The following is a 26,769-nucleotide window of genomic DNA, read 5'->3' as shown; positions in this document are numbered from 1 at the left end:
ATTTGAGCAACGCCGCGACCCGCACCACCGGCCAGGAACACCTCTGGTCGGTGGACGACCACCTGGAGGACATCCTCACGACCGTCCGCCCCCTCGAACCCATCGAGCTGCAACTCCTCGACGCCCAGGGCTGTGTCCTGCTCGAGGACGTCACGGTGCCGGTCTCCCTGCCGCCGTTCGACAACAGCTCGATGGACGGGTACGCGGTCCGGGTCGCGGATGTGGCGGGCGCGAGCGAGGAGTATCCGGCGGTCCTGACGGTCGTCGGTGATGTTGCGGCCGGCCAGGCCGACCAGCCCTACGTGGGCCCCGGCCAGGCCGTCCGCATCATGACCGGCGCCCCGCTCCCGCCGGGCGCCGAAGCCGTCGTCCCCGTCGAGTGGACGGACGGAGGGCTCGGCGAGGGGCCGGTCTCCGGGATGCGCGCCCACAGCGCGTCCCCCGAGGGCTCCTACGGACAGGTCCACGTCCACCGCCCGGCCGAGGCACGCGCGCACGTCCGCGCGAAGGGCAGCGACGTGAAGGCGGGCGACCGCGCCCTCGAAGCGGGCACCGTCCTCGGCCCGCCGCAGATCGGTCTGCTCGCCGCGATCGGCCGCGGCAGCGTGCGGGTGCGCCCCCGCCCGCGCGTGGTCGTCCTGTCCACCGGCAGCGAACTCGTCCAGCCCGACGAGCAGTTGGGCTCCGGACAGATCTACGACTCGAACAGTTTCGCCCTGTGCGCGGCCGCCCGCGACGCGGGAGCCATCGCCTACCGCGTGGGTGCCGTCGCCGACGACGCCGAGACCCTGCGCTCGACCGTCGATGACCAGCTCGTCCGCGCGGACCTGCTGGTCACGACCGGCGGGGTGAGCGTCGGCGCCTACGACGTCGTCAAGGAAGCGCTGTCGTCGGTCGGCGACGAGGACGAGGAGGGCGGCGGGATCGACTTCCGCACCCTCGCCATGCAGCCCGGCAAGCCCCAGGGCTTCGGCTCCATCGGCCCCGACCACATCCCGCTGCTCGCGCTCCCCGGCAACCCCGTCTCGTCGTACGTCTCCTTCGAGCTCTTCGTGCGCCCCGCGATCCGCACCCTGATGGGACTGCGGGACGTGCACCGGCCCACGACCAGGGCGAAGCTCTCCGCGGACAAGGCGCTGACCTCGCCGAAGGGCCGCCGGCAGTTCCTGCGCGGCACGTACGCGGACGGCACCGTGACGCCTGTCGGCGGCGCCGGATCCCACCTGGTCGCCGCCCTCGCGCACGCCGACGCGCTGATCGTCGTCCCCGAGCAGGACACCTCGGTCGAGCCCGGCACCGAGGTCGAGGTCGTCCTCCTCGGCTGACCGGCCGCCCGGAGCGGGCGCCGTCCCGGCCCCACCGCAGGCGCCCAGGTCGGGCCGGGGGCGCACAGTCCCTCACGGCGGCGTAGCGGTGGACGGGCGGGCGGTAACGTGTCGCGCACACCAGGCCCACGCGCCGCACCGCGACGGGCCCCGACCGGGAGCGCCCACGCATGACTGTTCCGTCCCGGGGGGAGACCTCCGGAGCCCCTGTGCAGAACCGGCTGACGCACATCGACGAGGCCGGCGCCGCCCGCATGGTCGACGTGTCCGGGAAGGACGTGACCGCCCGCACCGCGCGCGCGAGCGGCCGGGTCCTGGTCTCGCCCCGCGTCGTGGAGCTGCTGCGCGGCGAAGGGGTCCCCAAGGGCGACGCCCTCGCCACCGCCCGCATCGCCGGGATCATGGGAGCCAAGCGCACACCGGACCTGATCCCGCTGTGCCACCCGTTGTCGGTGTCGGGTGTCAAGATTGATCTGTCGGTCGCGGACGACGCCGTCGAGATCCTCGCCACCGTGAAGACGACCGACCGCACGGGCGTCGAGATGGAAGCCCTCACCGCGGTCAGCGTGGCGGCCCTCACCGTGATCGACATGGTCAAGGCTGTCGACAAGGGGGCGGTCATCACGGACGTACGGGTGGAAGAGAAGACCGGCGGGAAGTCGGGCGACTGGAGCAGGGCATGAGCGGCGACACCGTCATCGGCGAGGCGCTCACGGCCCGCTACAGCGCGCTGGTCGTCACCGCCTCCAACCGCGCCGCCGCCGGCGTCTACGAGGACAAGGGCGGCCCCCTGGTCGCCGAAGGCCTCACGGAATCCGGCTTCGCGGTCGACGGACCGTGGGTCGTCCCCGACGGGGACCCCGTGGAGGAGGCGCTGCGCGCCGGGGTCGAGGCGGGCTACGACGTCATCGTCACCACCGGCGGCACGGGGATCTCGCCCACCGACCGGACCCCCGAGGCGACCCTGCGCGTGCTCGACCGCGAGATCCCCGGAATCCCCGAGGCCATCAGGGCGTTCGGCAGGGACAAGGTGCCCACCGCGGCGCTCTCGCGGGGGCTCGCCGGAGTCGCCCGGGGGACGCTGATCGTCAACCTGCCGGGCTCCACCGGCGGGGTCAGGGACGGACTGGCCGTTCTCGAACCCCTCCTGATCCACGCCGTCGACCAGATCCGCGGCGGCGACCACCAGAGACCCAGCGGCACTGGGGGTGCGAGCTGAACAGCCCATCCTGGCCGGTCGAGCTGGTGGACGGCGATGTCGTCCTCCGGCCGATAAGGCTGCGCGACCAGCGGGCCTGGCGCGAGGTGAACCGGCGCAACCGCGACTGGCTGCGGCCCTGGGAGGCGACGATCCCGCCCCCCACGCCGAGCGGCCCGATCGCGCACCGGCCGACGTACCGGCAGATGGTCCGGCACCTGCGGGCCGAGGCCAACGCGGGCCGGATGCTGCCCTTCGTGATCGAGTACCAGGGGCGCCTGGTCGGTCAGCTCACCGTCGCCGGGATCACCTGGGGCTCGATGTGCTCCGGGCACATCGGCTACTGGGTCGACCAGTCGGTGGCGGGCCACGGAGTGATGCCGACGGCCGTGGCGCTGGTGAGCGACCACTGTTTCCGCACCGTCGGACTGCACCGCATCGAAGTCTGTATTCGCCCCGAGAACGGGCCCAGCCGCAGGGTCGTGGAAAAGCTGGGATTCCGGGAGGAAGGGCTGCGCCCGCGCTATCTCCACATCGACGGTGCCTGGCGCGACCATCTCGTCTTCGCGCTCACCGCGGAGGAAGTCCCCGAAGGGCTGCTCGGGCGCTGGAGGCGGACGCGCCCGGCGCCGGGACGCTCGGATCAGGTCGGATCGGAGCAGGCCGGTTCACAGAACCCGAGCAAGCGCGGACACCCCGGAAAATGAAATAGGTGTTCGAAAATGATCGGCAGGTGATCGCGTCAGGGCATTAAATTCGCGCTCGCGGTGGCCTGCTGATCGCATCGGTCACAAAAAAAGGTCGAAATATCAGCCGGATCGTGCGACACACCGGCGCAATTGGCAGATGGCCTCATACAAACCCCTCTACCGTGTGAGGCGTGAGCAGCAGCGGCCTCATCTACGCAGTCATCGTCGGGGCCTGGGCCGCCTACTTGGTGCCGATGTGGCTCCGTAGGCAGGACGAGCTGAACGAAGCCCGTCCGACGGAACGCTTCAGCACCGCCATCCGGCTGCTGTCCGGACGGGCGGGCATGGAGCGTCGATACGCCAAGGACCTGCGCGCACGCTCCACCGAGGAGGAGCCCAGCGCCGACCCGGACGGCGTCACCGATTCGGTGGACGTCCGGGCCTTCGCCGTGTCCCCGCCCCGGCCCCAGGCGACGGACCGGCACCGTCCGCACGTACAGGAACGCGTGCAGGTGCCGGAGCCGGCCCAGGCGGAACAGGAGCCGGTCGCGCGCGCGACCGGCAAGGAGAGCGGCGCGTACGAGACCTCGGGCACCGCCCGGTCCGTACCGCACCAGGCGGGCCCGCCCGCCCCGAGACCCGCGGCCAAGCCCGCGCCGCAGCAGGCCACGGCCGCCGCGCGCCGCGCGGCCTCGGCGGAGGCCGCCGCACGGGCCCGGCGCACGAAGGTCCTCGCACGCCGCCGGCGTACGACGGTCCTGCTGTTCCTCGCCTTCAGCCTCGGCGCGATCGTGGCGGCCGTGGGCGGGCTCGCGTTCCTGTGGGCGCCCGGCGTGCCCGCCGTGATGCTGAGCTCGTACATCGTGCATCTGCGCGCCAAGGAGCGGCGCCGCTTCACCTACACCATGGACCGCCGCCGGGCCGAGGCCGCGGCGCAGCGGCTCCGGGAGCGGCAGCCCCGCCGGCGGACGTCCGCCGAGCCCGTGGCGGACGAACCGGAGGAGCACGCCGCCCCCGACACCGACCCCGGTCTCATGGCGCTCGCCGCCGACCGTCGCGCGCTCGTCGAGCAGACCGACCACGCCGAGTGGGTCGACCAGCAGCGTGAGCGCCAGTGCGGGCCGTCGCAGGGCGAGAGCTGGGACCCGGTGCCGGTTCCTCTGCCGACGTATGTGACCGCGCCGGTCGCGCCCCGGGCGACGTCCAGCGTGGACCTGGGTGCGCCGGACGCGTGGAGCTCCGCGCGGTCCAGCGCGGTGGAGCCGAGCGCGCACGAGGCCGAGCCGGCCGACGAGGACCTCTCCGACGGTTCCGAGGGCGCCGGGGCGGCGGACGACAGCCGCAGCGACGCCCGGCGGGCCGCGTCCGCGCGGCGCGCCCGCGAGCGCGGCCGGACGCCGCTGTTCGACCAGTACGAGGACGGCGAACGGCCACGCGCGGCCAACGAGTGACATGTGGGGTGCCGGGTGGGCCGCGGAGGTCCGGCTGACCAGGCAGGAACGGATTACCGAGCACCTCGATGGGGATGCTAGAGTTTCACTCGTTGCAAGGGCCTGTGGCGCAGTCTGGTAGCGCACCTCGTTCGCATCGAGGGGGTCTGGGGTTCAAATCCCCACAGGTCCACCGCAGCAAAGAGGCTCGTTCCCATCCGTGGGAGCGGGCCTCTTGCCATGTCCGGAACCTGCGATGGACAACTCCCGCCGGTGGCCCCGGGACTGGCGGTCCTTCGGGCGGCGACCGCCGTGGGGGAGCGGATGCCAGGGCGGCGGCCGGTCCGGGTATCGCCGGACGGACACCGCCCTGGTGCCTAGAGGGCCTTGGCGTAGCAGAGGCTCAGTTCGTGGAAGCGGTAGTAGCCGAACTTGGTGCACGGCTCGTAGCCGCTCGACGCGTAGAGGGCGACCGCCTCGGGCTGCTTGGAACCGGTCTCCAGGACCATGCGGGTGCGGCCGGCCGTGCGGGCGTCCTCCTCCAGGGCGGCCAGCATGCGCCGGGCGAGGCCGAGACCGCGGGCCTCGGGGACCACGTACATGCGCTTGAGCTCGGCGTCTCCGTCCGCGTAGCCCTCGTCGTTCGCGTCCTGGGTGCGCCAGCCGCCCGTGGCCACCGGACGGTCCCACTCGTCGTACGCGATCAGATACAGGCCGGCCGGCGGGGAGAACATCCGCGGGTCCAGATGCGTGGCGTCGCCGCCGTCGCCGTAGCGCACGGCGTATTCGGCCTGGACCTGGTCGTTGAGCTTCATGGCGTCGGGGTGGTCGAAAGGAACCGGACGGAAATTCATGCGTAATACCGTACATCTATGCGATAGGTGAAAGGGTGGGCGGGTGATGCCGGAGGCCGGCCCTGCCGATAAAGATCGAGTTCCGGACGGCCGTACGGATTAAGTATCGTGCCGGGGTGCTGACTGTGACCTCTGTGAATGTGAACGGGCTCCGGGCCGCCGCGAAGAAGGGTTTCGTGGAGTGGCTCGCGGGGACTTCCGCCGACGTGCTGTGCCTCCAGGAAGTACGGGCGGAGCCCGGGCAGCTTCCCGAGGAGGTGCGCGCGCCCGAGGGCTGGCACGTCGTGCACGCTCCCGCCGCCGCCAAGGGCCGGGCGGGTGTGTCCCTCTACACACGCCGCGAGCCCGACCGCGTCCGGATCGGCTTCGGCTCCGAGGAGTTCGACTCCACCGGGCGCTACGTCGAGGCGGACCTGCCCGGTGTCACCGTCGCGAGCCTCTACCTGCCCTCGGGCGAGGTCGGGACCGACCGGCAGGACGAGAAGGTCCGGTTCATGGGTGAGTTCCTGGCCCACCTGAAGGAGCTTCGGGTGCGGGCCGCCGCCGACGGACGCGAGGTCGTCGTCTGCGGCGACTGGAACATCGCCCACCAGGAGGCCGACCTCAAGAACTGGCGCGCCAACCGGAAGAACTCCGGCTTCCTGCCGGAGGAGCGCGAGTGGCTCGGCCGGGTCCTCGACGCGGAGGACGGCGGCTACGTCGACGTCGTACGCGCCCTGCACCCGGACGCGGAGGGTCCGTACACCTGGTGGTCGTACCGGGGGCGGGCTTTCGACAGCGATTCAGGATGGAGGATCGACCTCCAGATCGCCACGCCGGGGCTCGCGGGCAAGGCGGTCAAGGGGTTCGTGGAGCGCGCGGCGACGCACGGGGAGCGCTGGTCCGACCACGCGCCGGTCACGGCGGTCTACGACCTCTGAGCGGCCTCGTCATCATGGCCCTCGGGCCGAGGGGCCCGGTGATTCCGCGGGCTCCGGGGATCCCGTAGCCGGCGGTCCATGGCCATCGACAGTTCCGCTTCCACCACGCTCTTGGCCAGGGGGCGCAGGCGCTGGAGGTCGTCGGGGGTGCGGTCCTCGGTGAGGACCAGCGTGGTGAAGAGTTCGGCCAGGGCCTCGGTGTGCTCGCGTACGCGGCGGGCCGCCGTCAGGACGTCCGCGAGCGGTATGCCCTCGCGGACCAGGGCCGCCGAGACGTCGAGGAGGCGGCGGCTGATGTGCACGATCTCGCCGCCGTCCGTGCCGAGATAGCCGAGGTCGAGCGCCGCGGCGAGGTTCTCGCCGGTCGCCTGGCCCACGAAGACGTCGGCCAGTTCCTCGGGGGAGAGGCGGACCGGGGTCTCCTCGCTGGGCTCGCCGAGCCCGAGCAGTTCGCCGACGTCACGGCCGTGGTCGAAGGCCTCGGCCAGTTCCGCGATGCCGTTCAGGGTGTGGCCGCGCTCCAGCAGCGCCGAGATGGTGCGCAGCCGGGCCAGGTGGGTGTCGTCGTACCAGGCGATGCGGCCCTCGCGCCGGGGCGGCGGTATGAGCTTGCGCTCCCGGTAGAAGCGCAGCGTGCGCACGGTGATGCCGGCCTTCTCGGCCAGTTCCTCCATGCGGTACTCGCGGCGGCCGGGCTCCGGTGCGGAGCGGGCGGTGCCGTCGGGAGGTGCGGGACGGGTGGTGCCGGTGAGCGGCCCGGGGCCGGGTTCCGGGGCTCCGGGCGTCGCGTCCGGCCGGCGCCCGCCGGACTTCCGCGTCGCCGCGCCCCTTGTCCGCGTCTCCGCGCCGCGCTTTCCTGATCCCTCGGCCACGTCCGCACCCTACGTCGTACCCCCGGTAACTTTCCCGGTCGCGACCCCTACCCATGAGTACGAAGCTGCTCTACCCTCCCGATTGTGCCAGTGTTCACTGGCGGGGTCGTGTGGGCCAGGGAGGCGTCGGGATGACCGAGCACGAGCATGTACGGGTGGCGGTGATCGGGTCCGGGTTCGGGGGGCTGGGTGCCGCCGTACGGCTGCGACGCGAAGGGATCACCGACTTCGTGGTCCTGGAACGGGCCGGCGGCGTCGGCGGCACCTGGCGCGACAACAGCTATCCCGGGTGCGCCTGCGACGTCCCCTCGCATCTGTACTCGTTCTCGTTCGCGCCCAACCCCGAATGGCCGCGCACCTTCTCCGGGCAGGAGCACATCCGCGCGTACCTGGAGCACGTGGCGGACGTCTTCCGGCTCCGGCCGCACCTGCGGTTCAACTCCGAGGTCACGATGATGACCTGGGACACGGACAAGCTCCACTGGCGCATCGAGACCAGCGGCGGGTCCCTGACGGCGGACGTCGTGGTGTCCGCGACCGGGCCGCTCTCCGACCCCAAGATCCCCTCGGTCCCGGGGATCGACACCTTCACCGGCAAGGTGTTCCACTCGGCCCGCTGGGACCACGACTACGACCTGCGCGGCAAGCGGGTGGCCATGATCGGCACCGGCGCCTCCGCCATCCAGATCGTGCCGGCCATCCAGCCGGACGTCGCCCGGCTGACGCTGTTCCAGCGCACCCCGCCGTGGGTGATGCCGCGGGTCGACCGGGCCATCAGCGGCCCCGAGCGGTGGCTGCACCGGCGGCTTCCCTTCACCGCGCAGGCCCGGCGCGGACTGCTGTGGGGCATCCGGGAACTCCAGGTGCAGGCGTTCACCAAGCGGCCCGACGAACTCGGCCTGGTCGAGCGGCTCGCCAGGCGGAACATCTCACGCGCCGTCAAGGACCCGGAGCTGCGCGCGAAGCTGACGCCCGACTACCGGATCGGCTGCAAGCGGATCCTGCTCTCGAACGCCTACTATCCGGCGCTCACCCGGCCCAACGTGGACGTGGTGGCATCCGGGCTCGCCGAGATCGACGGCTCCACGCTGGTCGCCGCCGACGGCACCAGGGCGGACGTCGACGCGATTGTGTTCGGGACCGGATTCCACGTCACCGACATGCCGATCGCCGAACGGGTCGTCGGGGCGGACGGCCGGACGCTGGCCGAGGCGTGGAAGGACGGCATGAAGTCGCTGCGCGGCGCCACCGCGGCCGGCTTCCCCAACTGGATGACGATCATCGGACCGAACACCGGGCTCGGGAACTCCTCGATGATCCTGATGATCGAGTCCCAGCTCAACTACATGGCGGACTTCGTGCGGCAACTGGGCGTCCTCGGGGGACGCGTGGCGCTCGACGCCCGCCCCGGCGCCGTCGACGCCTGGAACCACCGGGTCCAGGAACGCATGAAGCGCACCGTGTGGAACACCGGCGGCTGCACGAGCTGGTACCTGGACGCCAACGGCGTCAACACGACCGTGTGGCCCGGCACGACGACCGAGTTCCGGGGCGCCACGCGCCGCGTCGACCTGGGGGAGTACGACGTGCTGCGCGCGGCGGAACCCGCACCCGGGGAGACGCCGGAGGCAACGCCCGAGCCGCTCAGGAAGAGCACCCGCACCAAGAAGGTGGAGGCAGGCGCGTGAGCCGACTGACGCACGAGGCACAAGGGGCGTACGCGCCCCCCGTACCGGCGCGGGAACTGATCGCGCACTCCGCGGACGGCGCGCAACTGCACGTCGAGGTGCACGGCCCCGAGGACGCGCCCGCCGTCGTCCTCGCGCACGGCTGGACCTGCTCGACCGCCTTCTGGGCGGCCCAGATCCGGGACCTCGCCGCCGACCACCGCGTCATCGCGTACGACCAGCGCGGGCACGGACGCAGTCCCGCGAGTGACGCGTGCAGCATCGAGGCACTCGCCGACGACCTGGAGGCGGTGCTCGCGGCCACCCTCGCGCCGGGCGAGAAGGCCGTGCTCGCGGGCCACTCCATGGGCGGGATGACGCTGATGGCGGCCTCGGCGCGGCCGCGGTTCCAGGAACACGCGGCGGCGGCGCTGCTGTGCAGCACGGGGAGCACGCGACTCGTGGAGGAGTCGCGGGTGCTGCCGTGGCGTGCAGGGCGCCTCCGGACGCGTCTCACCGGGGCCGTGCTCGGCTCTCGCGCACCACTCGGGCCCGTCACGCCTGTAGCCCGGCGGATCCTCAAGTACGCGACCATGGGCCCCGGTTCGTCGCCCGCGATGGTGGAAGCGTGCGCGCGGATCGTGCACGCCTGTCCGCGTGCCGTGCGCCACGCCTGGTCGACCGTGCTCGCCACGCTCGATCTCGACGCGGGGGTAAGGCAGTTGAGGGTGCCGACCGCGGTGATCGCGGGCAGCGTGGACCGGATGACACCGGTCGTGCACGCCCGCGCCCTCGTGGCGGCGCTGCCGAACTGTGTCGGCAGCACCGAGCTGCCGGGCCTCGGCCACATGACGCCGGTGGAGGCGCCTGACCTGGTGACCGCCCGGATCAGGGAACTCGTCGCCACGTACGCCGTGGAGACCGCACGAGCCGAACGAGCCGAACAGGCCGGTCGGATCGCGGAGACCGCAGGAATCGCGGAGCCCGCAGGAATCGCGGAGATCGCGGAGACCGTAGAGATCAAGGAGGGCGCATGAGCAAGGTGAGCCTGGAAGGGCAGGTCGCCGTCGTCACGGGGGCCGCACGCGGTGTCGGCGAACTCCTCGCCCGCAAAATCTCCGCGCGCGGGGCGAAGGTCGCGCTGGTCGGACTGGAGGCCGACGAGCTGAAGCGGGTCTCCGAGCGGCTGCGCGGCGAGAGCGACCACTGGTACGCCGACGTCACCGACCACGAGGCCATGGCGCGGGTGGCCCGGGAGGTCGAGCAGCGGTTCGGGAAGGTGGACATCGTCGTCGCGAACGCCGGTGTCGCGAGCGGCGGGCCCTTCGTGGACTCCGACCCCGTCGCCTGGCGGCGGGTGATCGAGGTGAACCTGATCGGATCGGCCGTCACCGCGCGGGCGTTCCTGCCGGCGCTGATGGCGAGCCGGGGCTATCTGCTGCAGATCGCGTCGCTGGCCGCGATGACCCCCGCCCCCATGATGTCGGCCTACTGCGCCTCCAAGTCGGGTGTGGAGGCGTACGCGCACAGTCTGCGCGCCGAGGTCGGCCACAAGGGCGTCCGTGTCGGCGTCGGGTATCTGTCCTGGACCGACACCGACATGGTGCGCGGAGCCGATCAGGACGACGTGATGCGGGAGTTGCGGCAACGGCTGCCGTGGCCGTCCAACAAGACCTATCCGCTGGGGCCGGCCGTCGACCGGATCGTGGCCGGTGTCGAGCGCCGCTCCAGCCATGTGTACGCGCAGTGGTGGCTGCGCGGGATGCAGGGGATCCGGGGGTACCTGCCCGGTGTCATCGGGTCGGTCGGGCAGCGCGAGATGCGGCGGTTCGAACCGCGCCTCGGCGCGGTGCGGACCGGGCTGGTCGGGGCCGGCGGGGCGGCCGACGAGCAGGAGCGGAAGTCGACGGCTCCCTGAGGCGGGCGGAGGCGTCCCGGAGGTGCCCCGGAGGCCCGCCGAGGGCCCGCGCGGGGTTTCCGGGAAGCCTCCGGAGCACGTCCCACCGGCGTGTCTCACGGTGAGTGACTGACCGAAATGCGTGCTGTGTTCCTGCGTGTCAGTCTGGTCGAGGCCCGGACCTTCCCCACTCCCAGGGGGAGATCGAGGGCCGAATCCCTCACCCGCAACAGGAGTGAATCTCATGAGCATGCAGGACCAGTTCAAGGACAAGGCCGAGCGGATGAAGCAGCAGGGCAAGCAGGCCAAGACGAAGACGCGCCCCGAAAGCCGCCCCCCCGAAGGCCGCAAGGACGAGGCGAGCCGCCGTGCCCCGGCCGGCCGTGAGGGCACGAAGCCGGAGCCGGAGCGTGCTCAGCGGGAGGCCCAGGACCGCTTCGACCAGGACTACGACGTCTGACCGAAGCACCTGCTAGGCCTTGCTCGGCCTGAATGAACGGGGCGCCCTCCACTTGGAGGGCGCCCTGTTCGCGTGCCCGGTCTTCGCGTGCCCGGTCTTCGCGTGCCCGGTCTTCATGTCCGGTTCTCGTGCCCGGACCTCGTGTCGGGCCACGCCGGGCCGAGCCGGTCCGGCCCGGTCCGGCCCACGCCCGGGCCGGACCGGGTCGACTCGGCGGAGCCGGGGGCCGGTTCGCCACTTCGGCCGGGTCGGTGTCGGGTCAGTCCGGTCTCGGGGGGAGCTTCGGCCGTCGTCGGTCGGGCACGTCCGAGTGGTCCGGCGGCGAGGCCGCGGGGTGGGTGCGCAACAGGTCGAGGGAGAGCTGGATGGCGTCGTCCAACTGGGCGTGACGGCCCTCCGCCCAGTCGAGCGGGGTGCGCAGGATCTCCAAGTCCGGTGCGACGCCGTGGTTTTCGACGGACCAGCCGTACGCGTCGAACCAGGCGGCGTTCATCGGCACCGTGATGACCGTGCCGTCGCCGAGACGGTGGCGGCCGGTCATGCCGACGACGCCGCCCCAGGTGCGCTGCCCCACGACCGGGCCCAGCTTCAGCAGTTTGAAGGCGGCGGTGATCATGTCGCCGTCGGACGACGTCGCCTCGTCGGCCAGCGCCACCACCGGGCCGCGCGGGGCGTTGGAGGCGTACGACACCGGCTGGGCGTCACGGGTGAGGTCCCAGCCGAGAATCGTGCGGGTCAGCTTCTCGACGACGAGTTCGCTGATGTGGCCGCCCGCGTTGCCCCGCACGTCGACGATGAGGGCCGGGCGGGAGACCTCCATCCGCAGGTCGCGGTTGAACTGGGCCCAGCCGGAGCCGCCCATGTCCGGGATGTGTAGATAGCCGCAGTGTCCGCCGCTCAACTCCCGTACCACCTGGCGGCGTTTGGCCACCCAGTCCTGGTAGCGCAGGGGGCGTTCGTCGATCAGCGGGACGACGGCCACCCTGCGGGAGCGGCCCTCGCCCTCCGCCGGGGTGAAGGTCAGCTCCACCGTCGTGCCGCCCGCGCCCGCGAGCAGCGGATACGGTCCGGTGACCGGGTTCACCGGGCGCCCGTCGACATGGGTGAGGACCGCGCCCTCGCGGATGCCGGTACCGGCCAGCGGTGAACGCGCCTTGGAGTCGGAGGAGTCGCCGGGCAGGATGCGCTTGAGCATCCAGTTGTCGTCGCGGCAGACGAAGTTGGCGCCCAGCAGGCCCTGCCAGCGCTGGTATTGGGGCGGGCCCTCGTTGCGGCGCGCCGGACTCACGTACGCGTGCGAGGTGCCCAGTTCGCCGAGCACCTCGCGCAACAGGTCCGCGAACTCGTCCGGGGAGGAGACCCGTTCGACCAGGGGACGGTACTGCTCCAGGATCGCGTCCCAGTCGATGCCGCACATGTCCGGGTCCCAGTAGTAGGCCCGGATGATGCGGCCCGCCTCCGCGTACGCCTGGCGCCACTCGGCGCACGGGTTCACCTCGTGCAGGACGCGGCGCAGATCGATCCAGACGGTGGAGTCGCTGTCGCCGGACTCGGTGGACGGGACGGCGCGCAGGTCTCCCTCGTCGACGACGACCAGCCGGGAGCCGTCGCCGCTCACGGCGAACCAGTCGAGGTGGTCGACGAGTTCGGACTTTTTCGCCTTGGTGATGTTGAAGAACTCCAGGGTCGGCCGGCCGGTCGTGTCGTCGGGGTTGGCGAACGTCTCGCCCAGCGCGCCGGAGATCGGCCAGCGCAGCCAGACCAGGCCGCCGCCCGCGACCGGGTGCAGCGCCGAGTACTTGGAGGCGGTGACCGGGAACGGCGTCACCCGGCTCTCCAGTCCTTCGAGCTCGACGGTCGTCGCGGTGCCGTCGCCGGACCCGTCTTCGACCGGGTCGAGCCCCCCGGCGACGGGCCGCCCGTCGGGGTTCAGCGCGAACGGGGAAGGGGTGGCGGAGGACAGGGGGACGAGGTAGGGGCGGCAGCCGAGGGGGAAGGACAGGTCGCCGGTGTGCACGTCGTACACGGGGTCGAAGCCGCGCCAGGACAGGAAGGCGAGATAGCGGCCGTCGCGCGTGAACACCGGATTCTCGTCCTCGAAGCGGCCGTTGGTGACGTCGACGATGAGCCGGTCCTTTATGCGGGCCATCTTGATCTGCCGCAGGGAACGTCCGATCCCGGGATGCGACCAGGTCAGCCAGGCGCCGTCCGGCGAGAAGGCGAGGTCCGTCACCGGCCCGTTGATGGACCGGATGAGCTCGGTGACCTCACCCGCCCCGCTCGTCGGGGCGCCCCCGGATTCCACCCGGGCCCCGGACCCCACCCCGTCCCCGGCCGCCGTCGCGTCCTCGGTCTCGGTCCCGGCTCCCGTCCCGCCCTCGGTCTCGGTCCGCGAGGCGTCGCCGGACCCACCAGACCTGCCGGACCCACCAGACCTGCTGGACTCGTCGGACCCGCCAGACCCACCAGCCGCCTCAGCCGCTTCGACCTCTCCTGCTTCCCCGGACTCTCCAGCCTTCCCGGACTCCCCAGCCTCTCCGGATTCATCAGCCCCCACGACCCCATCGACCCCATCGACCCCATCGACCCCATCGACCCCGTCGAGCTCCTCCAGCCCGCCCAGCTCGGCGCCCTCCCCCGGTTCCTCCGTGGCGTCGAGCAGCAGCAGGCGTCCGTCGTTCGAGGCGATGGCGAGGCGTTCGCCCTGCGGGTCCGACACCAGTTCCTGTACGCGCCCCAGCCTGCCGGAGGCGAGGCGGCGCGGCTCGCGGGCGCCGGTCGCGCGTGGCAGGTAGGCGATCTCGACGGCGTCCTCGCCCTCCGCGTCGGTGACGTAGGCGACCTGGCCGCCCGAGCCGAGCATCTCCGGCAGCCGGACCCGTACGCCCGGGGTGTCCGCGATGGTGCGCGCGGGCCCGTCGCGATGGGTGAGCCAGTACAGGCTGCCGCGTACGACGACGGCGCTGGCCCGGCCCGTCTCGTCCACGGAGATGCTGTCCACGTGCTGCGCGGCCGGCACCGGGTACGTACGCCGTCCCGCGCGCGGACCGCCCAGCAGGACGTCGAGGCGGCGGGGGACCGACTCGGGGGAGAGGTTGTCGACGATCCACAGATCGCCCGCGCACTGGTAGACGATCCGGGTGCCGTCCGAGGAGGCGTGCCGGGCGTAGAAGGCGTCGTGATCGGTGTGGCGGCGCAGGTCGGAGCCCTCGTAGGTGCACGAGTAGAGGTTGCCGATGCCCTCGTGGTCGGAGAGGAACGCGATCCGCCCGTCGACGAACATCGGGCAGGCGAGATGGCCGCCGAGTTCGGCGACGAGTTGTCTGCCGTGCAGCCAGATGCGGCCCATGGCCCCGCCCCGGTAGCGCTTCCAGGCGGCCGGTTCGTGCGGTGGGGTGCCGGTGAGCAGCAGGGTCTTCCGCTCGCCCGCGATGTCGGCGACGCCGATGTCCGAGACCGGGCCCCAGGGCTGTTTGCGGCCGGGGTCGCCGTCGGTGGGGACGGAGTAGGCCCAGGTGAAGTAGGAGAAGGGCTGGCCGTGCGAGGCGACGGCGAGGATGTCGCCCTCGGGGGACCAGCCGCACACCTGGGTGTCCGCGCTGCCCCAGTAGGTGAGCCGGTGGCCCGGTCCGCCGTCCACCGGCGCCAGGTGGATCTCCGGGACGAGGCTCCGCCAGCTCGTGTACGCGATCCGCCGGCCGTCGGGGGAGAAGCGGGGGTGGCCGACTTTCGTACGGTCGACGGTGAGCCGCCAGGCGCGTCCGCGGCCGTCGAGCGGGGCCAGCCACAGGTCGTCCTCGGTGACGAAGCACAGCCGGTCGCCGCTCAGGTGCGGGAAGCGCAGATAGCCGGAGGAGTTCTCGTTCCTGGTCGCGTTCTCGTACTCGTCGCTCACCTCCCCATGCTTTTCCGCTGGAGTGGCCCCGGCAACTCGTGGCGCCGGGGGCGCGTTGTGGGACGTGGGCGCGGGCGGGGATACGGGAGGTGCGCATGGGGCGCGTTCAGGACCGCACGCGCCCCACACGCGCCCCGCAGTGGCCTCACGCACCCCGCAGTGCGCAGTGGCCCCAAGCGCCCCGCACTGTTCCCACCGGCCACCGGCCACCGGCCACGGCCATCGGCCACCGGCCACGGCCATCGGCCACCGGCCGGCCACCGCCATCGGCTATCGGCCCCCGGCCCCCGGCCGCGCGCCCGCCCCGCCCCGGCGTGACCCAGCACACGTACGAAACGGTTTCGTTTCGCTGGTGTCGGGGGGTATCTTCAGGGACATACGAATCCGTGTCGTCCGAAGCGGGGGAGGAGAGTGGGATGGCTGAAGCCGCAACGACGCGTCGCAGTCGCATCACACCCGAGCGTGAGGCCGAGCTGTACACGGCCGTGCTCGACCTGCTTCGGGAGGTCGGCTACGACGCCCTCACGATGGACGCCGTCGCGACCCGCACCCGTTCCAGCAAGGCCACCCTCTACCGCCAGTGGGGCGGCAAGGCCGAGCTCGTCGTGAAGGCCCTGCGGCACCAGAAGCCGCTGAAGGCCGCCGACATGGACACCGGGAGCCTGCGGGGCGACTTCCACGCACTGACCCTCCGGCAGGACGACTGCCAGATGGAGCGGGACTCCGCGCTGATGCGGGGCCTGGCCATGGCGGCACACGGGAACCCGGATCTGCTGAAGGCGTTCCGGGAATGGCTGATCGAGCCGGAGATGGAAGAGCTGCGCCTGGTTCTCCAGCGCGGTGTCGACCGAGGTGAGATCCGTGCGGACAACCCGGCGATGGAGTACGTGATGCACATGCTCATCGGCGCCTTCGCCGCCCGCACCATGATCGACGAGCTCCCACCGACGCAGGCCTTCCTGCATTCGTATGTCGACGCCGTGGTCCTCCCCGCTCTCGGCGCCTGACGTCCCGCACCCGAACCCGTACCACCCCCTTTCTGCAGATCTCTGCAGTCGCACCTGACGCGCCGCTCACGTCGTCGGGCTGATCCCCCCTGCCCCCACACGGGTGATCACACCAGCCCCTGCCCTTCCACGACCTGACCGGGAGTACGCCCTCGTGGCCACATTCCTCTACAAACTCGGCCGACTCGCCTTCCGGCGTCGGCATTTCGCCGCCCTGATATGGGTGGCCCTGCTGACCCTCGCGGGTGTCGGCGCCGCCTCCGCGCCCGTCGCGGGATCGTCCTCCTTCTCGATCCCCGGCACCGAGGCGCAGAAGGCCTTCGACCTGCTGGAGAGCCGCTTCCCCGGAATGAGCGCCGACGGAGCGACCGCGCGGGTCGTCTTCAAGGCGCCCGCCGGCGAGAAGATGGCCGACAAGGACAACAAGGCGGCGGTCGAGAAGGCCGTCAAGGTGCTCGGCACCGGTTCCGAGGTCACCTCCGTCAGCGACCCGTTCAAGACCAGCGCCGTGAGCAAGGACGGCTCGGTCGCCTACGCCTCGGTGAAGTACGAGGTCTCCGGCATGGAGCTGAAGGACGCCTCGAAGGACGCCCTGAAGGCGGCCGCCGGGGACGCGCGGCACTCCGGACTGACCGTCGAGGTGGGCGGTGACGCGCTCCAGGCGACGCCCGAGACCGGTTCCAGCGAGGTCATCGGCATCGCGATCGCCGCGGTCGTCCTCGTCATCACCTTCGGTTCCCTGATCGCCGCCGGACTGCCGCTGCTGACCGCGCTGATCGGCGTCGGTATCGGCGTCTCGACGATCACCGCGCTCGCCAGCGCGCTCGACCTCGGCTCCACCACCTCCACCCTCGCGATGATGATCGGCCTCGCGGTCGGCATCGACTACGCCCTCTTCATCGTCTCCCGCTACCGGGCCGAACTGGCCGAGGGCCGCGAGCGAGAGGAAGCGGCCGGACGGGCTGTCGGCACGGCGGGTTCGGCCGTGGTCTTCGCCGGACTGACCGTCGTGATCGCGCTGGTCGGACTGTCGGTCGTCAACATCCCGATGCTCACGAAGATGGGTGTCGCCGCGGCGGGCACGGTCGCCGTCGCCGTCCTCATCGCCCTGACGATGATCCCCGCGCTGCTCGGCTACGCGGGCCGCAGGGTCCAGCCGGCCGGCCAGAAGAGCAAGCTGCTCGGCGGCGGGCGTGCCGCCAAGAAGCAGGGCAAGCCCAACATGGGCACGCGCTGGGCGAGCTTCGTCGTCCGCCGCCCGCTCGCGGTGCTGCTGCTCGGCGTGGTCGGCCTCGGCGCCGCCGCGGTTCCGGCCGCCTCGCTCCAGCTCGGCCTGCCCGACGACGGCTCGCAGCCGGTGTCCACCACCCAGCGACGCGCCTACGACCTGCTCTCCGAGGGCTTCGGGCCCGGCTTCAACGGTCCGCTGATGGTCGTGGTCGACGCGAAGGCGAGCGACGCGCCCAAGACGGTGTTCAGCACCGTGCACGACGAGATCAAGGACCTCAAGGGTGTCGTGAGCGTGAGCCCGGCGGCCCCCAACAAGGCCGGGGACACCGCGATGATCACGGTGATCGCCGACTCGAAGCCGTCCTCCGTCACGACCGAGGACCTGGTCCACAAGATCCGCGGCACGGGTGCCGACATCAAGGCCGAGACGGACGCGACCGTGCTCGTCACCGGCTCCACGGCCATGAACATCGACTTCTCGCAGAAGCTCAACGACGCGCTGATCCCGTATCTCGCGCTCGTGGTCGGTCTCGCCTTCCTGCTGCTGATCGTGGTGTTCCGCTCGATCCTCGTTCCGCTGAAGGCGGCCCTCGGCTTCCTGCTCAGCGTGATGGCGGCCCTCGGCGCGGTCGTAGCGGTGTTCCAGTGGGGCTGGCTGTCCAGCCTGATGGGCGTCGAGGAGACCGGCCCGATCATGTCCATGATGCCGATCTTCATGGTGGGCGTGGTCTTCGGTCTCGCCATGGACTACGAGGTGTTCCTCGTGACGCGCATGCGGGAGGCCTTCGTCCACGGTGAGAAGCCCGCCCAGGCGATCGTCACCGGGTTCAAGCACGGCGCGCGGGTCGTCACGGCCGCCGCCGTCATCATGATCGCCGTGTTCTCCGGGTTCATCGGCTCCAGCGAGTCGATGATCAAGATGATCGGCTTCGGTCTCGCCATCGCCGTCTTCTTCGACGCGTTCATCGTCCGGATGGCGCTCGTCCCCGCGGTGCTCGCGCTGCTCGGCAAGCGGGCCTGGTGGCTGCCGAAGTGGCTGGACCGCGTGCTGCCGAACGTCGATGTCGAGGGCGAGGGCCTGCGGGCGCTCGAGGAGAGGCCGCGCGACGGGGACCACGACCGCAAGCTGGTCGGCGTCTGACCCTCGCCACACCCGCGGTCCGACCCTCGCCGCACCCGCGGTCCGACCCGTGCCACAGCCGCGGTCCGCCCCCCGGCTTCCGCGGCCGGACCGTTCACGTGAGAGACCTCGCCGACGCCTCGGCGAGGTCTCTCACGTATGTGCCGTTCCTCTAGTGCGCCACGGGCGTGGCGGCCATGTACGTACGGCGGAGGAACCGCATGAGCGCCTTCGTGTCGAGCTGCACGACCGCCACCCCTTGCGCCGAGTGGAACTCCAGGACGGCCTGGACGCGGCCGCACGGCCAGATGCGGACCTCGCCGCTGTCGACGGGGACACGCAGACCCCGTTCGAGGAGTTCGCGCTCGAAGGTCCACTCGTGCGGGCCGGGCAGCGTGACGCACACCCGGCCGGGATCCGCCTCCGGGTCGTACCGGAGGGCCACCGGGACGGCCCGGTGTTCGTCATCGAGGGAGTCGGCGGTGTCCGTCACGATATGAGCGCGGGCGTACTGTTCGACGGCGTGCATGAACCGACTCCTTACGCTGCGTCACCTATGTGGAGGATGTGAATTCCGTCACCATTCCAATGTCGCACATCTCGCGGAAACCGCTCTCCGGCTGTCCGTGACCCCCCTCAGGGGACGCCTGCCCGCTCGTCGCGCTTACATGTGTGCGCGGGCCACATCCACCCCGGGCGGCCGGGCTTCTGGCGCCGGTGAACCGTTCTCACGCGCCCGCTCCCCGCCGGTGAACTGCTCCCGTACGCCTGCCTGTCGCATGTTGTTCGCGTGTCCGCGCTCTTGCAAGTCGTTCGCAACAAGGCACTATCATCGGACGGTGCACGTACCTGACGGATTCATCAATGCCCCGGTCTCGGCAGTCACGGGCGTGGCCGCCGCAGGCGCCGTCGCCGTGAGCCTGCGGGGTGCCCGCCGTGAACTCGACGAACGGACCGCGCCGCTCGCCGGCCTCGTCGCCGCGTTCATCTTCGCCGTGCAGATGCTGAACTTCCCGGTCGCCGCCGGGACCAGCGGACATCTGCTCGGCGGCGCCCTGGCCGCGATCCTCGTCGGACCCTTCACGGGCGTCCTCTGCGTCTCCGTGGTCCTGCTCATGCAGGGCATCCTCTTCGCCGACGGCGGGCTCACCGCGCTCGGCGTGAACATCACCGACATGGCGATCGTCACCACGGTCGTCGCGTACGCCGTCTTCCGCGGCCTGGTGAAGGTGCTGCCCCGCACGCGCCGCTCGGTCACCGTCGCGTCCTTCGTCGCCGCGCTGCTCTCCGTCCCGGCCGCCGCCGTCGCCTTCACCCTCATCTACGCGGTCGGCGGCACCACCGACATCGCGCTCCCCAAGGTCGCCACGGCCATGGTCGGCGTCCATGTCCTCATCGGCATCGGCGAAGCCGTGATCACGGCGCTCACCGTCGGCGCCGTCATCGCCGTACGGCCCGACCTCGTGTACGGCGCCCGCGGCCTCCAGCAGCGCCTCAAGCTGCGGGTGAACGGGGAGCTCGTCGACACGCCCACGGCCGCCCCCGCCCCCGCCCCCGTCGCGGCCCGCTCCTCGCACCGCACGGTGTGGATCACCGGCCTGGTCACCTCCCTCGTCCTCGCCGGGTTCGTCAGCTTCTACGCCTCCGCGAGCCCCGACGGCCTGGAGAAGGTCGCCAAGGACAAGGGCATCGACGCGAAGGCCAGGGCCCACGCCTCCGATGACTCGCCGCTCGCCGGATACGGCGTCAAGGACATCTCCGACGCCCGCCTCTCGGGTGGTCTCGCCGGGGTGATCGGCGTCGGCGTCACCGTCGCCGCGGGCAGCGGCGTCTTCTGGGCGGTCCGCAGGCGGCGCCCGGCCGACACCTCGCCCGTCTCCGTGCCGGAAGGCGTCTGAGGTGGGGGCGGGGCACGCGCACAAGCTGTACCGGCACGCGGACTCGCCGGTGCACGCCCTGCCGCCGCACACCAAGCTCGCCGCCACCCTCGCCTTCGTGGTCGTGGTCGTCTCCACCCCGCGCGAGGCGATGTGGGCGTTCGCGCTGTACGCCGTGCTGCTGGCCGTGGTCGCCCACCAGGCCCGCGTACCGGCGGGGCTCCTGCTGCGGCGGCTCCTGATCGAGATCCCGTTCGTCGCGTTCGCGGTGCTCATGCCGTTCGTGGCGGAGGGCGAACGGGTGGACGTGCTGGGCCTGTCCCTGAGCGTCGACGGCCTGTGGGGCGCCTGGAACGTCCTCGCCAAGGGCACCCTCGGCGTCGCCGCCTCCGTCCTGCTGGCCTCCACGACCGGACTGCGCGAACTGCTCCTCGGCCTGCAACGGCTGAAGCTCCCGCCGCTCCTCGTACAGATCGCCTCCTTCATGATCCGCTACGGCGACGTCATCACCGACGAGATGCGGCGCATGCGGATCGCGCGGGAGTCGCGCGGCTTCGAGGCGAGCGGGGTGCGGCACTGGGGGGTGCTCGCGAAGTCGGCGGGCGCGCTGTTCATCCGCTCCTACGAACGCGGGGAACGCGTGCACCTGGCCATGGTGAGCCGTGGGTACGCCGGTTCCATGCCCGTCATCGACGAGGTGACCGCGTCCCGGGCGCAGTGGTCGTACGCCTTCGCCCTTCCGTTCGCCGCCCTTGTCGTATGCCTGTTGGGATGGACCCTGTGACGCCTGCCGCAACTTCTCTGGAGGTCTCCGGCCTCGCGTTCGCCTACCCGGACGGGCACCAGGCCCTGTTCGGCGTGGACTTCCGGATCGGGCGCGGCGAGCGCGTCGCCCTGCTCGGCCCGAACGGCGCCGGCAAGACCACCCTCGTCCTGCACCTCAACGGCATCCTGACCGGCGGCGCCGGAACGGTGACGGTCGCCGGACTCCCGGTCGGCAAGCGGAACATGGCGGAGATCCGGCGCAGGGTCGGCATCGTCTTCCAGGACCCGGACGACCAGCTCTTCATGCCGACCGTGCGCGAGGACGTCGCCTTCGGACCGGCCGCCGCGGGCATGAAGGGCGCCGAGCTGGAGGAACGCGTCCGCACGGCGCTGGAGCGCGTCGGCATGGAGGCCTTCGCCGACCGCCCGCCGCACCACCTGTCCTTCGGGCAGCGGCGCCGGGTCGCCGTCGCGACGGTGCTGGCGATGGAGCCGGAGATCCTCGTCCTCGACGAGCCCTCCTCCAACCTCGACCCCGCCTCCCGGCGTGAACTCGCCGACATCCTGCGCTCGTTGGACGTCACGGTCCTCATGGTCACCCACGACCTGCCGTACGCCCTCGAACTGTGCCCCCGCTCCCTCGTCCTCAGCGACGGCGTGATCGTCGCAGACGGCGCGACCGGTGACGTCCTCTCCGACGACACGCTCATGCGCACCCATCGTCTGGAGCTTCCCTTCGGGTTCGACCCGCGCTCCGTGACAATGGGGGCGTGACGAAACAAGAGGACGTCGGGCCGCCGGCCGGGTCGCTGCTGCTCGACGACCAGTTGTGCTTCGCCCTGTACGCCGCCCAGCGGGCCGTGACAGCGGCGTACCGCCCGCTGCTCGACGAGCTCGGCCTCACCTACCCGCAGTACCTCGTCCTGCTGGTCCTGTGGGAACGCGGCGAGACCACGGTCAAGGAACTGGGCGCCGCCCTGCACCTCGACTACGGCACGATGTCGCCGCTGCTCAAGCGGCTGGAGTCGGCGGGGTTCGTACGCCGTGAGCGCTCGGCGTACGACGAACGCTCGGTGCGTGTCGCCCTCACCGGGCGCGGCGAACTGCTGAGGGAGCGCGCGGAGGACGTACCGCAGGCGCTGCTCACGGCGACCGGCCTGAGCGAGGGCGACGTCGCGCGCCTGCGCGAGGAGCTGCGGCGGCTGGCCGAACGCGCGGAGGGCGCGGCGGCGCGCGGGCGCTGACATCTCGTTGCCACCCGAGGCTTCCCGAGGTCCATACCGGCCGGTACCTTGTGCACGATACATTTGTGCGCGATGCGCCTGTGTGCGCTTCTGTTGCCCACTCCGGGGGAGGTCTTGCCGTGATCGACGGCGCCGTTGTCGACACCCGTCCGACGAAGATCATGTATGTCGCCGAGGCGACCGCCCACGGCGGCCGGAACGGCTTCGTGACCAGCCAGGACGGGCATCTCGAACTGAAGGTCGCGATGCCTCCGGCGCTGGGCGGCGACGGGAACGGCACCAACCCGGAGCAGCTGTTCGCGGCCGGGTTCAGCGCCTGCTTCCACAACGCGCTGGTGCTGGTCGGCCGCCGCGCCGGCCTCGACCTCTCGGGCTCCACGGTCGCGGCCAAGGTTGGGATCGGCCCCAACAAACAGCACGGCTACGGACTGGCGGTCGCCTTGAGCGTCTCGCTCCCCGTCCTCGACGAGGACGTGGCGAAGAAGCTGGTGGACGCGGCGCACGAGGTCTGCCCCTACTCGAACGCCACCCGCGGCAACATCGAGGTCACGATCGTGCTGGGCTAGGGCTTGTCTGACAATTCCCGTCTGCCCTGCGGGCTGCGGCGCGAATTGTCAGACAAGCCCTAGACGTCCTAGGAATCGAAGGCCGCGGACGCGTGTTGCACTCATTGTCGGTAGAGGTGAGGCGACAGGGAGCGCGGGCGTGGACGTGAACGGCACAGTGGCGGAGGGCTTCGAACCGGTCAGGGAGGCGTTCGCGGCCAACTTCGCGACGCTGGGGGACCGGGGCGCCGCCGTCACCGTGTACCGCGACGGACACAAGGTCGTCGACCTGTGGGGCGGCACCCGTGACGTCGACGGCACCGAGCCCTGGGAGCGGGACACCGCGCAGATCGTGCGCTCCGCGACCAAGGGCGTCGCCGCCGCCGTACTCCTGCTGCTCGCCCAGCGAGGACAGCTCGACCCGGACGCGCCGGTCGCCGCCCACTGGCCCGAGTACAAGGAGCACGGCAAGGAGCACACGCGCGTACGGCATCTGCTCGCGCACCGGGCCGGGGTTCCCGCCGTCGACCGCCCGCTCACCCCCGCCGAGGCCGCCGACCCCGATCTCACGGCCGCGGCGGTGGCCGCCCAGACGCCGGCCTGGGAGCCCGGGGCCGAGCACGGGTACCACGCGCAGACATTCGGCTGGCTGACCGGCGAGCTGGTCCGGCGCGTCACCGGGCGCACGATCGGCCGGTGGATCGCGGAGGAGCTGGCCCGGCCCCTGGACCTCGACCTGTGGGTCGGGCTTCCGGAGGCGGTGGCCGGCCGGGTGGGCCGGGTCGCGCGGACCGAGGCATCGGCCACGCCGGGCGGCCTCAGGACCCGCCCCAGGCGGGCGGTCTCCGATGCCTACGCCGACCCCGGCAGCCTCACGCGCCGCGCCTTCGCCGCGATCACCCCGATGCCCGACGAGAACGATCCCGCCTACCGCGCCGCCGCCCTGCCCGCCTCGAACGGCATCGCCACCGCCGACGGCCTCGCCCGCTTCTACGCCGCGCTGATCGGGGAGGTGGACGGCGTCCGGCTGTTCACACCGGAGACGCTGTCGGCCGCGCGCTCGGAACAGTCCGCGGGACCCGACCGGGTCCTCGTCGTCAACACCCGTTTCGGCCTCGGCTACATGCTCCACGGCGGAGCGTCGCCGCTGCTCTCCCCCGGTTCCTTCGGCCACCCCGGCCGCGGCGGCGCCCTAGGCTTCGCCGACCCCGAGTCCGGCATCGCCTTCGGCTACGTCACCAACGGCTTCCGCAAGAGCGTGACGGCGGACCCGCGGGCCCAGTCCCTGATACGGGCGGTACGCACGGCCATCACCGCGTGACCGCCCGACGTCGTTGCAGCCGGCGATGCGCATCATCGCCCTGCGACGGTTGAAAGGGCCGCAGGACGAACTGAGACGATCAGCTCCCGAAGCTTCTCGATATAAAGGCGTACGTTCTTGGAAGCGATGTCCGTGTCCGGGTAGCGGCACGCGATCCACAGTCCCTCGGGCAGCCGGTTGACCCAGGCGCACACCTGATCGCCGTACGACACACGGAGCAGCCCGTACGCCTTCTGTTCGCTCCAGCCGGCCGAACCGGGAATGAGGCGGGCGTCCACGTACGAGATGATCGAGTACAGGTCGGGTGACGTGGGGCGGAAGTCTTCGCCCAGGAGGCGTAGTACTCGGGCCAGAGGAATGCGCGCCAGCGACCGATTGGCGTGCAACTGGGCCCGGACCGAGGCGAGCGCGGCGTCGAAGTCCCGTGCCGCGGGTACCTCGATCGGCGCGCCGCCGACGTACCAGCCCACGGAGTCCGACCACGCGGACTTCAGCCGGGTGTGGAACGGCACGACCGTGCGGTAGACCGGTTGCCCACCGAGTTCGTGGACGATCAGACTGGTCGCGGCCAGGACGCCCACCAGGCTGCCGCCGTAGGGCCGGCAGTACGTCTCGAACGCAGCGGCCGCGTCCGCGTCGACGAGCGGCTCACGCATGAGCTTCTGGACGGGCAGTGCGTCGCCGGGCCGCAGGCCCAGATCGACGGCGAACTCCGGAAGCCTTCCGTCGCACCGGCCGATGAACTCCCGCCAGCGCGTGACGATCGCGTGTGTGTCGTCGATGGCGTTCGCGTTCGCCCGCTCCTGCTCGCAGAAGTCCACGTAGCTCGCGACCGGGGTGGCGGTGAGGGACTGCCCCGCGACATGTGCCGTGTACAGCTCCTGCACCTCGTACGGGATGCGCTGCAGCGAGTAGGCGTCGACGTTGGTGTGGTCGAAAGCCAGATACACGCTGGTGGAGTCCTCGCGGACGACCGCCGCGAAGATGAGATTGGGCCAGCCGAGAGCGTCCGCCGCTTCGTCGAAACGGTCTTGCAGATGCTCGGCCAGTAGATTCGCGTCGGTGAAGTCGCCCACCACTTCGCGGGAGAGCGTGACATCGTCCTGATCGAGAGTGAACCGGTGCATCTCGTCGCCCACCCACCTGAACCCGCTGCGCAGCGTCTCGTGGCGCAGTGTCCAGCCGCGTAGTGCCCGTTCCAGCATGTCGAGGTCCACCTGACCGGGCAGGTCGAAAGCCGTACCGAGCCAGGTCGGCACGAACAGGCCCCCCTCGCGCACCGACCGCGCCGTTCTGATGTGTGACTCCTGGATGTACGCCGGCGGCCGCGGATCCGTCGGCAGCACCGCCGCTGCCGCGACGGTCGCAGGGCTGAACCCCCACTCCACGAGCCGTCCGGGCCGGACCTCGCAGCGCTGAATGTCAGAAATTCGCACAGTGGCGTCTCCTTGTCGGAAAACACAGGCTTGATCACCGTGGAGTCGGCGTGTGAGCGCCGTCTGCCGTTTCGCCTGCAAATCAGCAGAAGGTGTGGCACGTCGAACGGCAAAGCGACCTGTCCATCGCCATCGCCCCGCGGTCAACGGCCGTTCCTGCGCCCGCCTGTCGGGACTGCCGCGTGCCGGGGGCGAGATGTGGACCGCCCCAATATGGCAAGCGCAACGAGCAACCAGACCGACAGTCACATGACCGACGGCATCAGTCCGGACCTTTTGGACCAGCGCAGAGACGTCGAAAGGCGGTACGCCATAACCCTGTTGCCGCTCCGGCGTTTGCAGGTGTGCGGGTGAGTACCCGCAGTGATGCTCAGGAAGGTAAGGACAAGAACAAGGACACGGCCGAGGCCGACCGTGCGGAGACCGACGGCGGATCGGACACGTCGGGCGAAGCCTCGGCCGACGGCCGCGTCACGGACTCGCCCGGGCTGATCTCGGGCAACGGTCTGCAGCTGCCGGTCGATCTGCCGGTGAACGTTTCCGGGAACAGTGTCAACGCGGTCGGCGTGGGCAACCCGGCGATCGGCAACCAGTCGGTCAACGGCGGTGACCACGCTCATTCTCACGTTGCCCGGACGACTCCGGCCCCCAAGCCCTCGGCCGCGACGCCCCCGGTGTCGCGACCCCCGGCCCCCCGGCATCGGGCCGTTCCGGACACTCCGGGCACGGCGACGTCCACGCTGGCCCGCACAGGAGCGGATCTGGCCGGCCCGGCCCTCGCCGGCGGCGCCGTGTCCGTCCTCGCGGGTGCGGTCCTGTACCGCCGCTTCCGCCCAAGTCGCTGACCTGGATGCCCGTACGGCCCCATCGAACGTGTTTGGTGGGGCCGGCGGGCTGCCGTTGTCTGTCCGCCCTCCGCGCCATCGCATCGACGTGAGCACCTCGCCACGGGAGCAGTTCGTGCCGCACGTGATGTGTGGTGCGGAATGCAAGGAGGCGGCGCGAACGCTTCACGCG

General features: G+C 71.4%; 24 protein-coding genes and 1 tRNA gene. 20 read left to right on the top strand and 5 right to left on the bottom strand.

The features are described from left to right. The first annotated feature begins 2 nt into the window (after positions 1 to 2). The 6 genes from glp to ACFXGX_RS34065 all read left to right on the top strand — a co-directional run bounded on the left by glp (position 3) and on the right by ACFXGX_RS34065 (position 4,835). A complete protein-coding gene (gene glp, locus ACFXGX_RS34090) occupies positions 3 to 1,325 on the top strand; it encodes a gephyrin-like molybdotransferase Glp (protein ID WP_384799182.1) in 1,323 nt (440 codons plus the stop codon). A 170-nt stretch (positions 1,326 to 1,495) separates the two neighbouring features. Further along, positions 1,496 to 2,008, top strand: a complete 513-nt coding sequence (moaC, locus tag ACFXGX_RS34085) for a cyclic pyranopterin monophosphate synthase MoaC (protein ID WP_382791605.1) — start codon at positions 1,496 to 1,498, stop codon at positions 2,006 to 2,008. Then, positions 2,005 to 2,544: a molybdenum cofactor biosynthesis protein B gene (locus tag ACFXGX_RS34080; RefSeq protein WP_384799178.1), complete on the top strand. Its 540-nt coding sequence runs from the start codon at positions 2,005 to 2,007 to the stop codon at positions 2,542 to 2,544. The genes moaC and ACFXGX_RS34080 overlap by 4 nt, the downstream gene beginning before the upstream one ends. A gap of 26 nt (positions 2,545 to 2,570) precedes the next feature. After that, entirely contained in the window at positions 2,571 to 3,230 is a 660-nt protein-coding gene (locus ACFXGX_RS34075; protein WP_384799175.1) for a GNAT family N-acetyltransferase, read from the top strand. A gap of 173 nt (positions 3,231 to 3,403) precedes the next feature. Beyond that, entirely contained in the window at positions 3,404 to 4,663 is a 1,260-nt protein-coding gene (gene glpR, locus ACFXGX_RS34070; protein WP_384799172.1) for a gephyrin-like molybdotransferase receptor GlpR, read from the top strand. 98 nt (positions 4,664 to 4,761) lie between these two features. After that, positions 4,762 to 4,835: transfer RNA gene (locus ACFXGX_RS34065), tRNA-Ala, on the top strand. 184 nt (positions 4,836 to 5,019) lie between these two features. Here the strand turns inward: ACFXGX_RS34065 and ACFXGX_RS34060 are convergent. After that, positions 5,020 to 5,496, bottom strand: a complete 477-nt coding sequence (locus ACFXGX_RS34060; protein ID WP_384799169.1) for a GNAT family N-acetyltransferase — start codon at positions 5,494 to 5,496, stop codon at positions 5,020 to 5,022. 116 nt (positions 5,497 to 5,612) lie between these two features. Between ACFXGX_RS34060 and ACFXGX_RS34055 the strand changes: the two genes are divergently transcribed. Then, positions 5,613 to 6,416, top strand: a complete 804-nt coding sequence (locus tag ACFXGX_RS34055; protein WP_384799166.1) for an exodeoxyribonuclease III — start codon at positions 5,613 to 5,615, stop codon at positions 6,414 to 6,416. Here the strand turns inward: ACFXGX_RS34055 and ACFXGX_RS34050 are convergent. Then, complete coding sequence (locus ACFXGX_RS34050) at positions 6,404 to 7,090, bottom strand: MerR family transcriptional regulator (RefSeq protein WP_384799206.1); 687 nt, start codon at positions 7,088 to 7,090, stop codon at positions 6,404 to 6,406. The two genes, ACFXGX_RS34055 and ACFXGX_RS34050, sit on opposite strands and share 13 nt — an antisense overlap. Before the next feature lie 329 nt (positions 7,091 to 7,419). Here ACFXGX_RS34050 and ACFXGX_RS34045 point away from each other — a divergent pair, with 329 nt between their 5' ends. The 4 genes from ACFXGX_RS34045 (at position 7,420) to ACFXGX_RS34030 (ending at position 11,312) form a co-directional block, all read left to right on the top strand. Beyond that, on the top strand, positions 7,420 to 8,976 hold the full coding sequence (locus tag ACFXGX_RS34045) for a flavin-containing monooxygenase (RefSeq protein WP_384799163.1): 1,557 nt from the start codon (positions 7,420 to 7,422) through the stop codon (positions 8,974 to 8,976). Further along, positions 8,973 to 9,992, top strand: a complete 1,020-nt coding sequence (locus ACFXGX_RS34040) for an alpha/beta fold hydrolase (protein WP_384799160.1) — start codon at positions 8,973 to 8,975, stop codon at positions 9,990 to 9,992. The genes ACFXGX_RS34045 and ACFXGX_RS34040 overlap by 4 nt, the downstream gene beginning before the upstream one ends. Next, complete coding sequence (locus ACFXGX_RS34035; RefSeq protein ID WP_384799157.1) at positions 9,989 to 10,873, top strand: SDR family oxidoreductase; 885 nt, start codon at positions 9,989 to 9,991, stop codon at positions 10,871 to 10,873. Before ACFXGX_RS34040 ends, ACFXGX_RS34035 begins: the two co-directional genes overlap by 4 nt. A 223-nt stretch (positions 10,874 to 11,096) precedes the next feature. After that, positions 11,097 to 11,312 carry a hypothetical protein gene (locus ACFXGX_RS34030; protein WP_384799154.1) on the top strand — a complete coding sequence of 72 codons (216 nt, stop codon included), beginning with the start codon at positions 11,097 to 11,099 and terminating at the stop codon, positions 11,310 to 11,312. Between the two features lie 259 nt (positions 11,313 to 11,571). On the opposite strand, the gene ACFXGX_RS34025 is transcribed toward ACFXGX_RS34030, so the two are convergent. Further along, positions 11,572 to 15,207: a S41 family peptidase gene (locus ACFXGX_RS34025; protein ID WP_384799151.1), complete on the bottom strand. Its 3,636-nt coding sequence runs from the start codon at positions 15,205 to 15,207 to the stop codon at positions 11,572 to 11,574. 416 nt (positions 15,208 to 15,623) lie between these two features. Here ACFXGX_RS34025 and ACFXGX_RS34020 point away from each other — a divergent pair, with 416 nt between their 5' ends. Continuing rightward, on the top strand, positions 15,624 to 16,214 hold the full coding sequence (locus ACFXGX_RS34020) for a TetR/AcrR family transcriptional regulator (protein ID WP_384799148.1): 591 nt from the start codon (positions 15,624 to 15,626) through the stop codon (positions 16,212 to 16,214). A 154-nt stretch (positions 16,215 to 16,368) separates the two neighbouring features. Continuing rightward, entirely contained in the window at positions 16,369 to 18,585 is a 2,217-nt protein-coding gene (locus ACFXGX_RS34015) for an MMPL family transporter (RefSeq protein ID WP_384799145.1), read from the top strand. Between the two features lie 151 nt (positions 18,586 to 18,736). Here ACFXGX_RS34015 and ACFXGX_RS34010 read toward each other — a convergent pair whose 3' ends face one another. Next, entirely contained in the window at positions 18,737 to 19,093 is a 357-nt protein-coding gene (locus ACFXGX_RS34010) for an SsgA family sporulation/cell division regulator (protein WP_037628130.1), read from the bottom strand. A 310-nt stretch (positions 19,094 to 19,403) separates the two neighbouring features. Between ACFXGX_RS34010 and ACFXGX_RS34005 the strand changes: the two genes are divergently transcribed. The 6 genes from ACFXGX_RS34005 (at position 19,404) to ACFXGX_RS33980 (ending at position 24,316) form a co-directional block, all read left to right on the top strand. Continuing rightward, complete coding sequence (locus tag ACFXGX_RS34005; RefSeq protein WP_384799142.1) at positions 19,404 to 20,462, top strand: energy-coupling factor ABC transporter permease; 1,059 nt, start codon at positions 19,404 to 19,406, stop codon at positions 20,460 to 20,462. Position 20,463: 1 nt separating this feature from the next. Further along, on the top strand, positions 20,464 to 21,225 hold the full coding sequence (cbiQ, locus tag ACFXGX_RS34000; RefSeq protein ID WP_384799139.1) for a cobalt ECF transporter T component CbiQ: 762 nt from the start codon (positions 20,464 to 20,466) through the stop codon (positions 21,223 to 21,225). Next, entirely contained in the window at positions 21,213 to 21,980 is a 768-nt protein-coding gene (locus ACFXGX_RS33995) for an energy-coupling factor ABC transporter ATP-binding protein (RefSeq protein WP_384799136.1), read from the top strand. Before cbiQ ends, ACFXGX_RS33995 begins: the two co-directional genes overlap by 13 nt. Further along, positions 21,977 to 22,450, top strand: a complete 474-nt coding sequence (locus ACFXGX_RS33990; protein ID WP_384799133.1) for a MarR family winged helix-turn-helix transcriptional regulator — start codon at positions 21,977 to 21,979, stop codon at positions 22,448 to 22,450. Before ACFXGX_RS33995 ends, ACFXGX_RS33990 begins: the two co-directional genes overlap by 4 nt. A gap of 161 nt (positions 22,451 to 22,611) precedes the next feature. Continuing rightward, on the top strand, positions 22,612 to 23,016 hold the full coding sequence (locus tag ACFXGX_RS33985) for an organic hydroperoxide resistance protein (protein WP_384799203.1): 405 nt from the start codon (positions 22,612 to 22,614) through the stop codon (positions 23,014 to 23,016). Positions 23,017 to 23,155: 139 nt separating this feature from the next. Next, a complete protein-coding gene (locus ACFXGX_RS33980) occupies positions 23,156 to 24,316 on the top strand; it encodes a serine hydrolase domain-containing protein (protein WP_384799130.1) in 1,161 nt (386 codons plus the stop codon). Positions 24,317 to 24,348: 32 nt separating this feature from the next. Here the strand turns inward: ACFXGX_RS33980 and ACFXGX_RS33975 are convergent, their stop codons facing one another. Further along, entirely contained in the window at positions 24,349 to 25,752 is a 1,404-nt protein-coding gene (locus ACFXGX_RS33975; RefSeq protein ID WP_384799127.1) for a condensation domain-containing protein, read from the bottom strand. A 350-nt stretch (positions 25,753 to 26,102) separates the two neighbouring features. On the opposite strand from ACFXGX_RS33975, the gene ACFXGX_RS33970 reads away from it, so the two are divergent. Then, complete coding sequence (locus ACFXGX_RS33970; protein ID WP_384799124.1) at positions 26,103 to 26,597, top strand: chaplin; 495 nt, start codon at positions 26,103 to 26,105, stop codon at positions 26,595 to 26,597. Positions 26,598 to 26,769: the final 172 nt, after the last annotated feature.

Origin of the sequence: Streptomyces sp. NPDC059371, from assembly GCF_042751995.1 — a bacterium.
In the GTDB taxonomy this organism is placed as follows: Bacteria; Actinomycetota; Actinomycetes; order Streptomycetales; family Streptomycetaceae; genus Streptomyces.
Note: the sequence above shows the minus strand (reverse complement) of the source record. Positions and strands in the feature narration are given on the sequence as shown.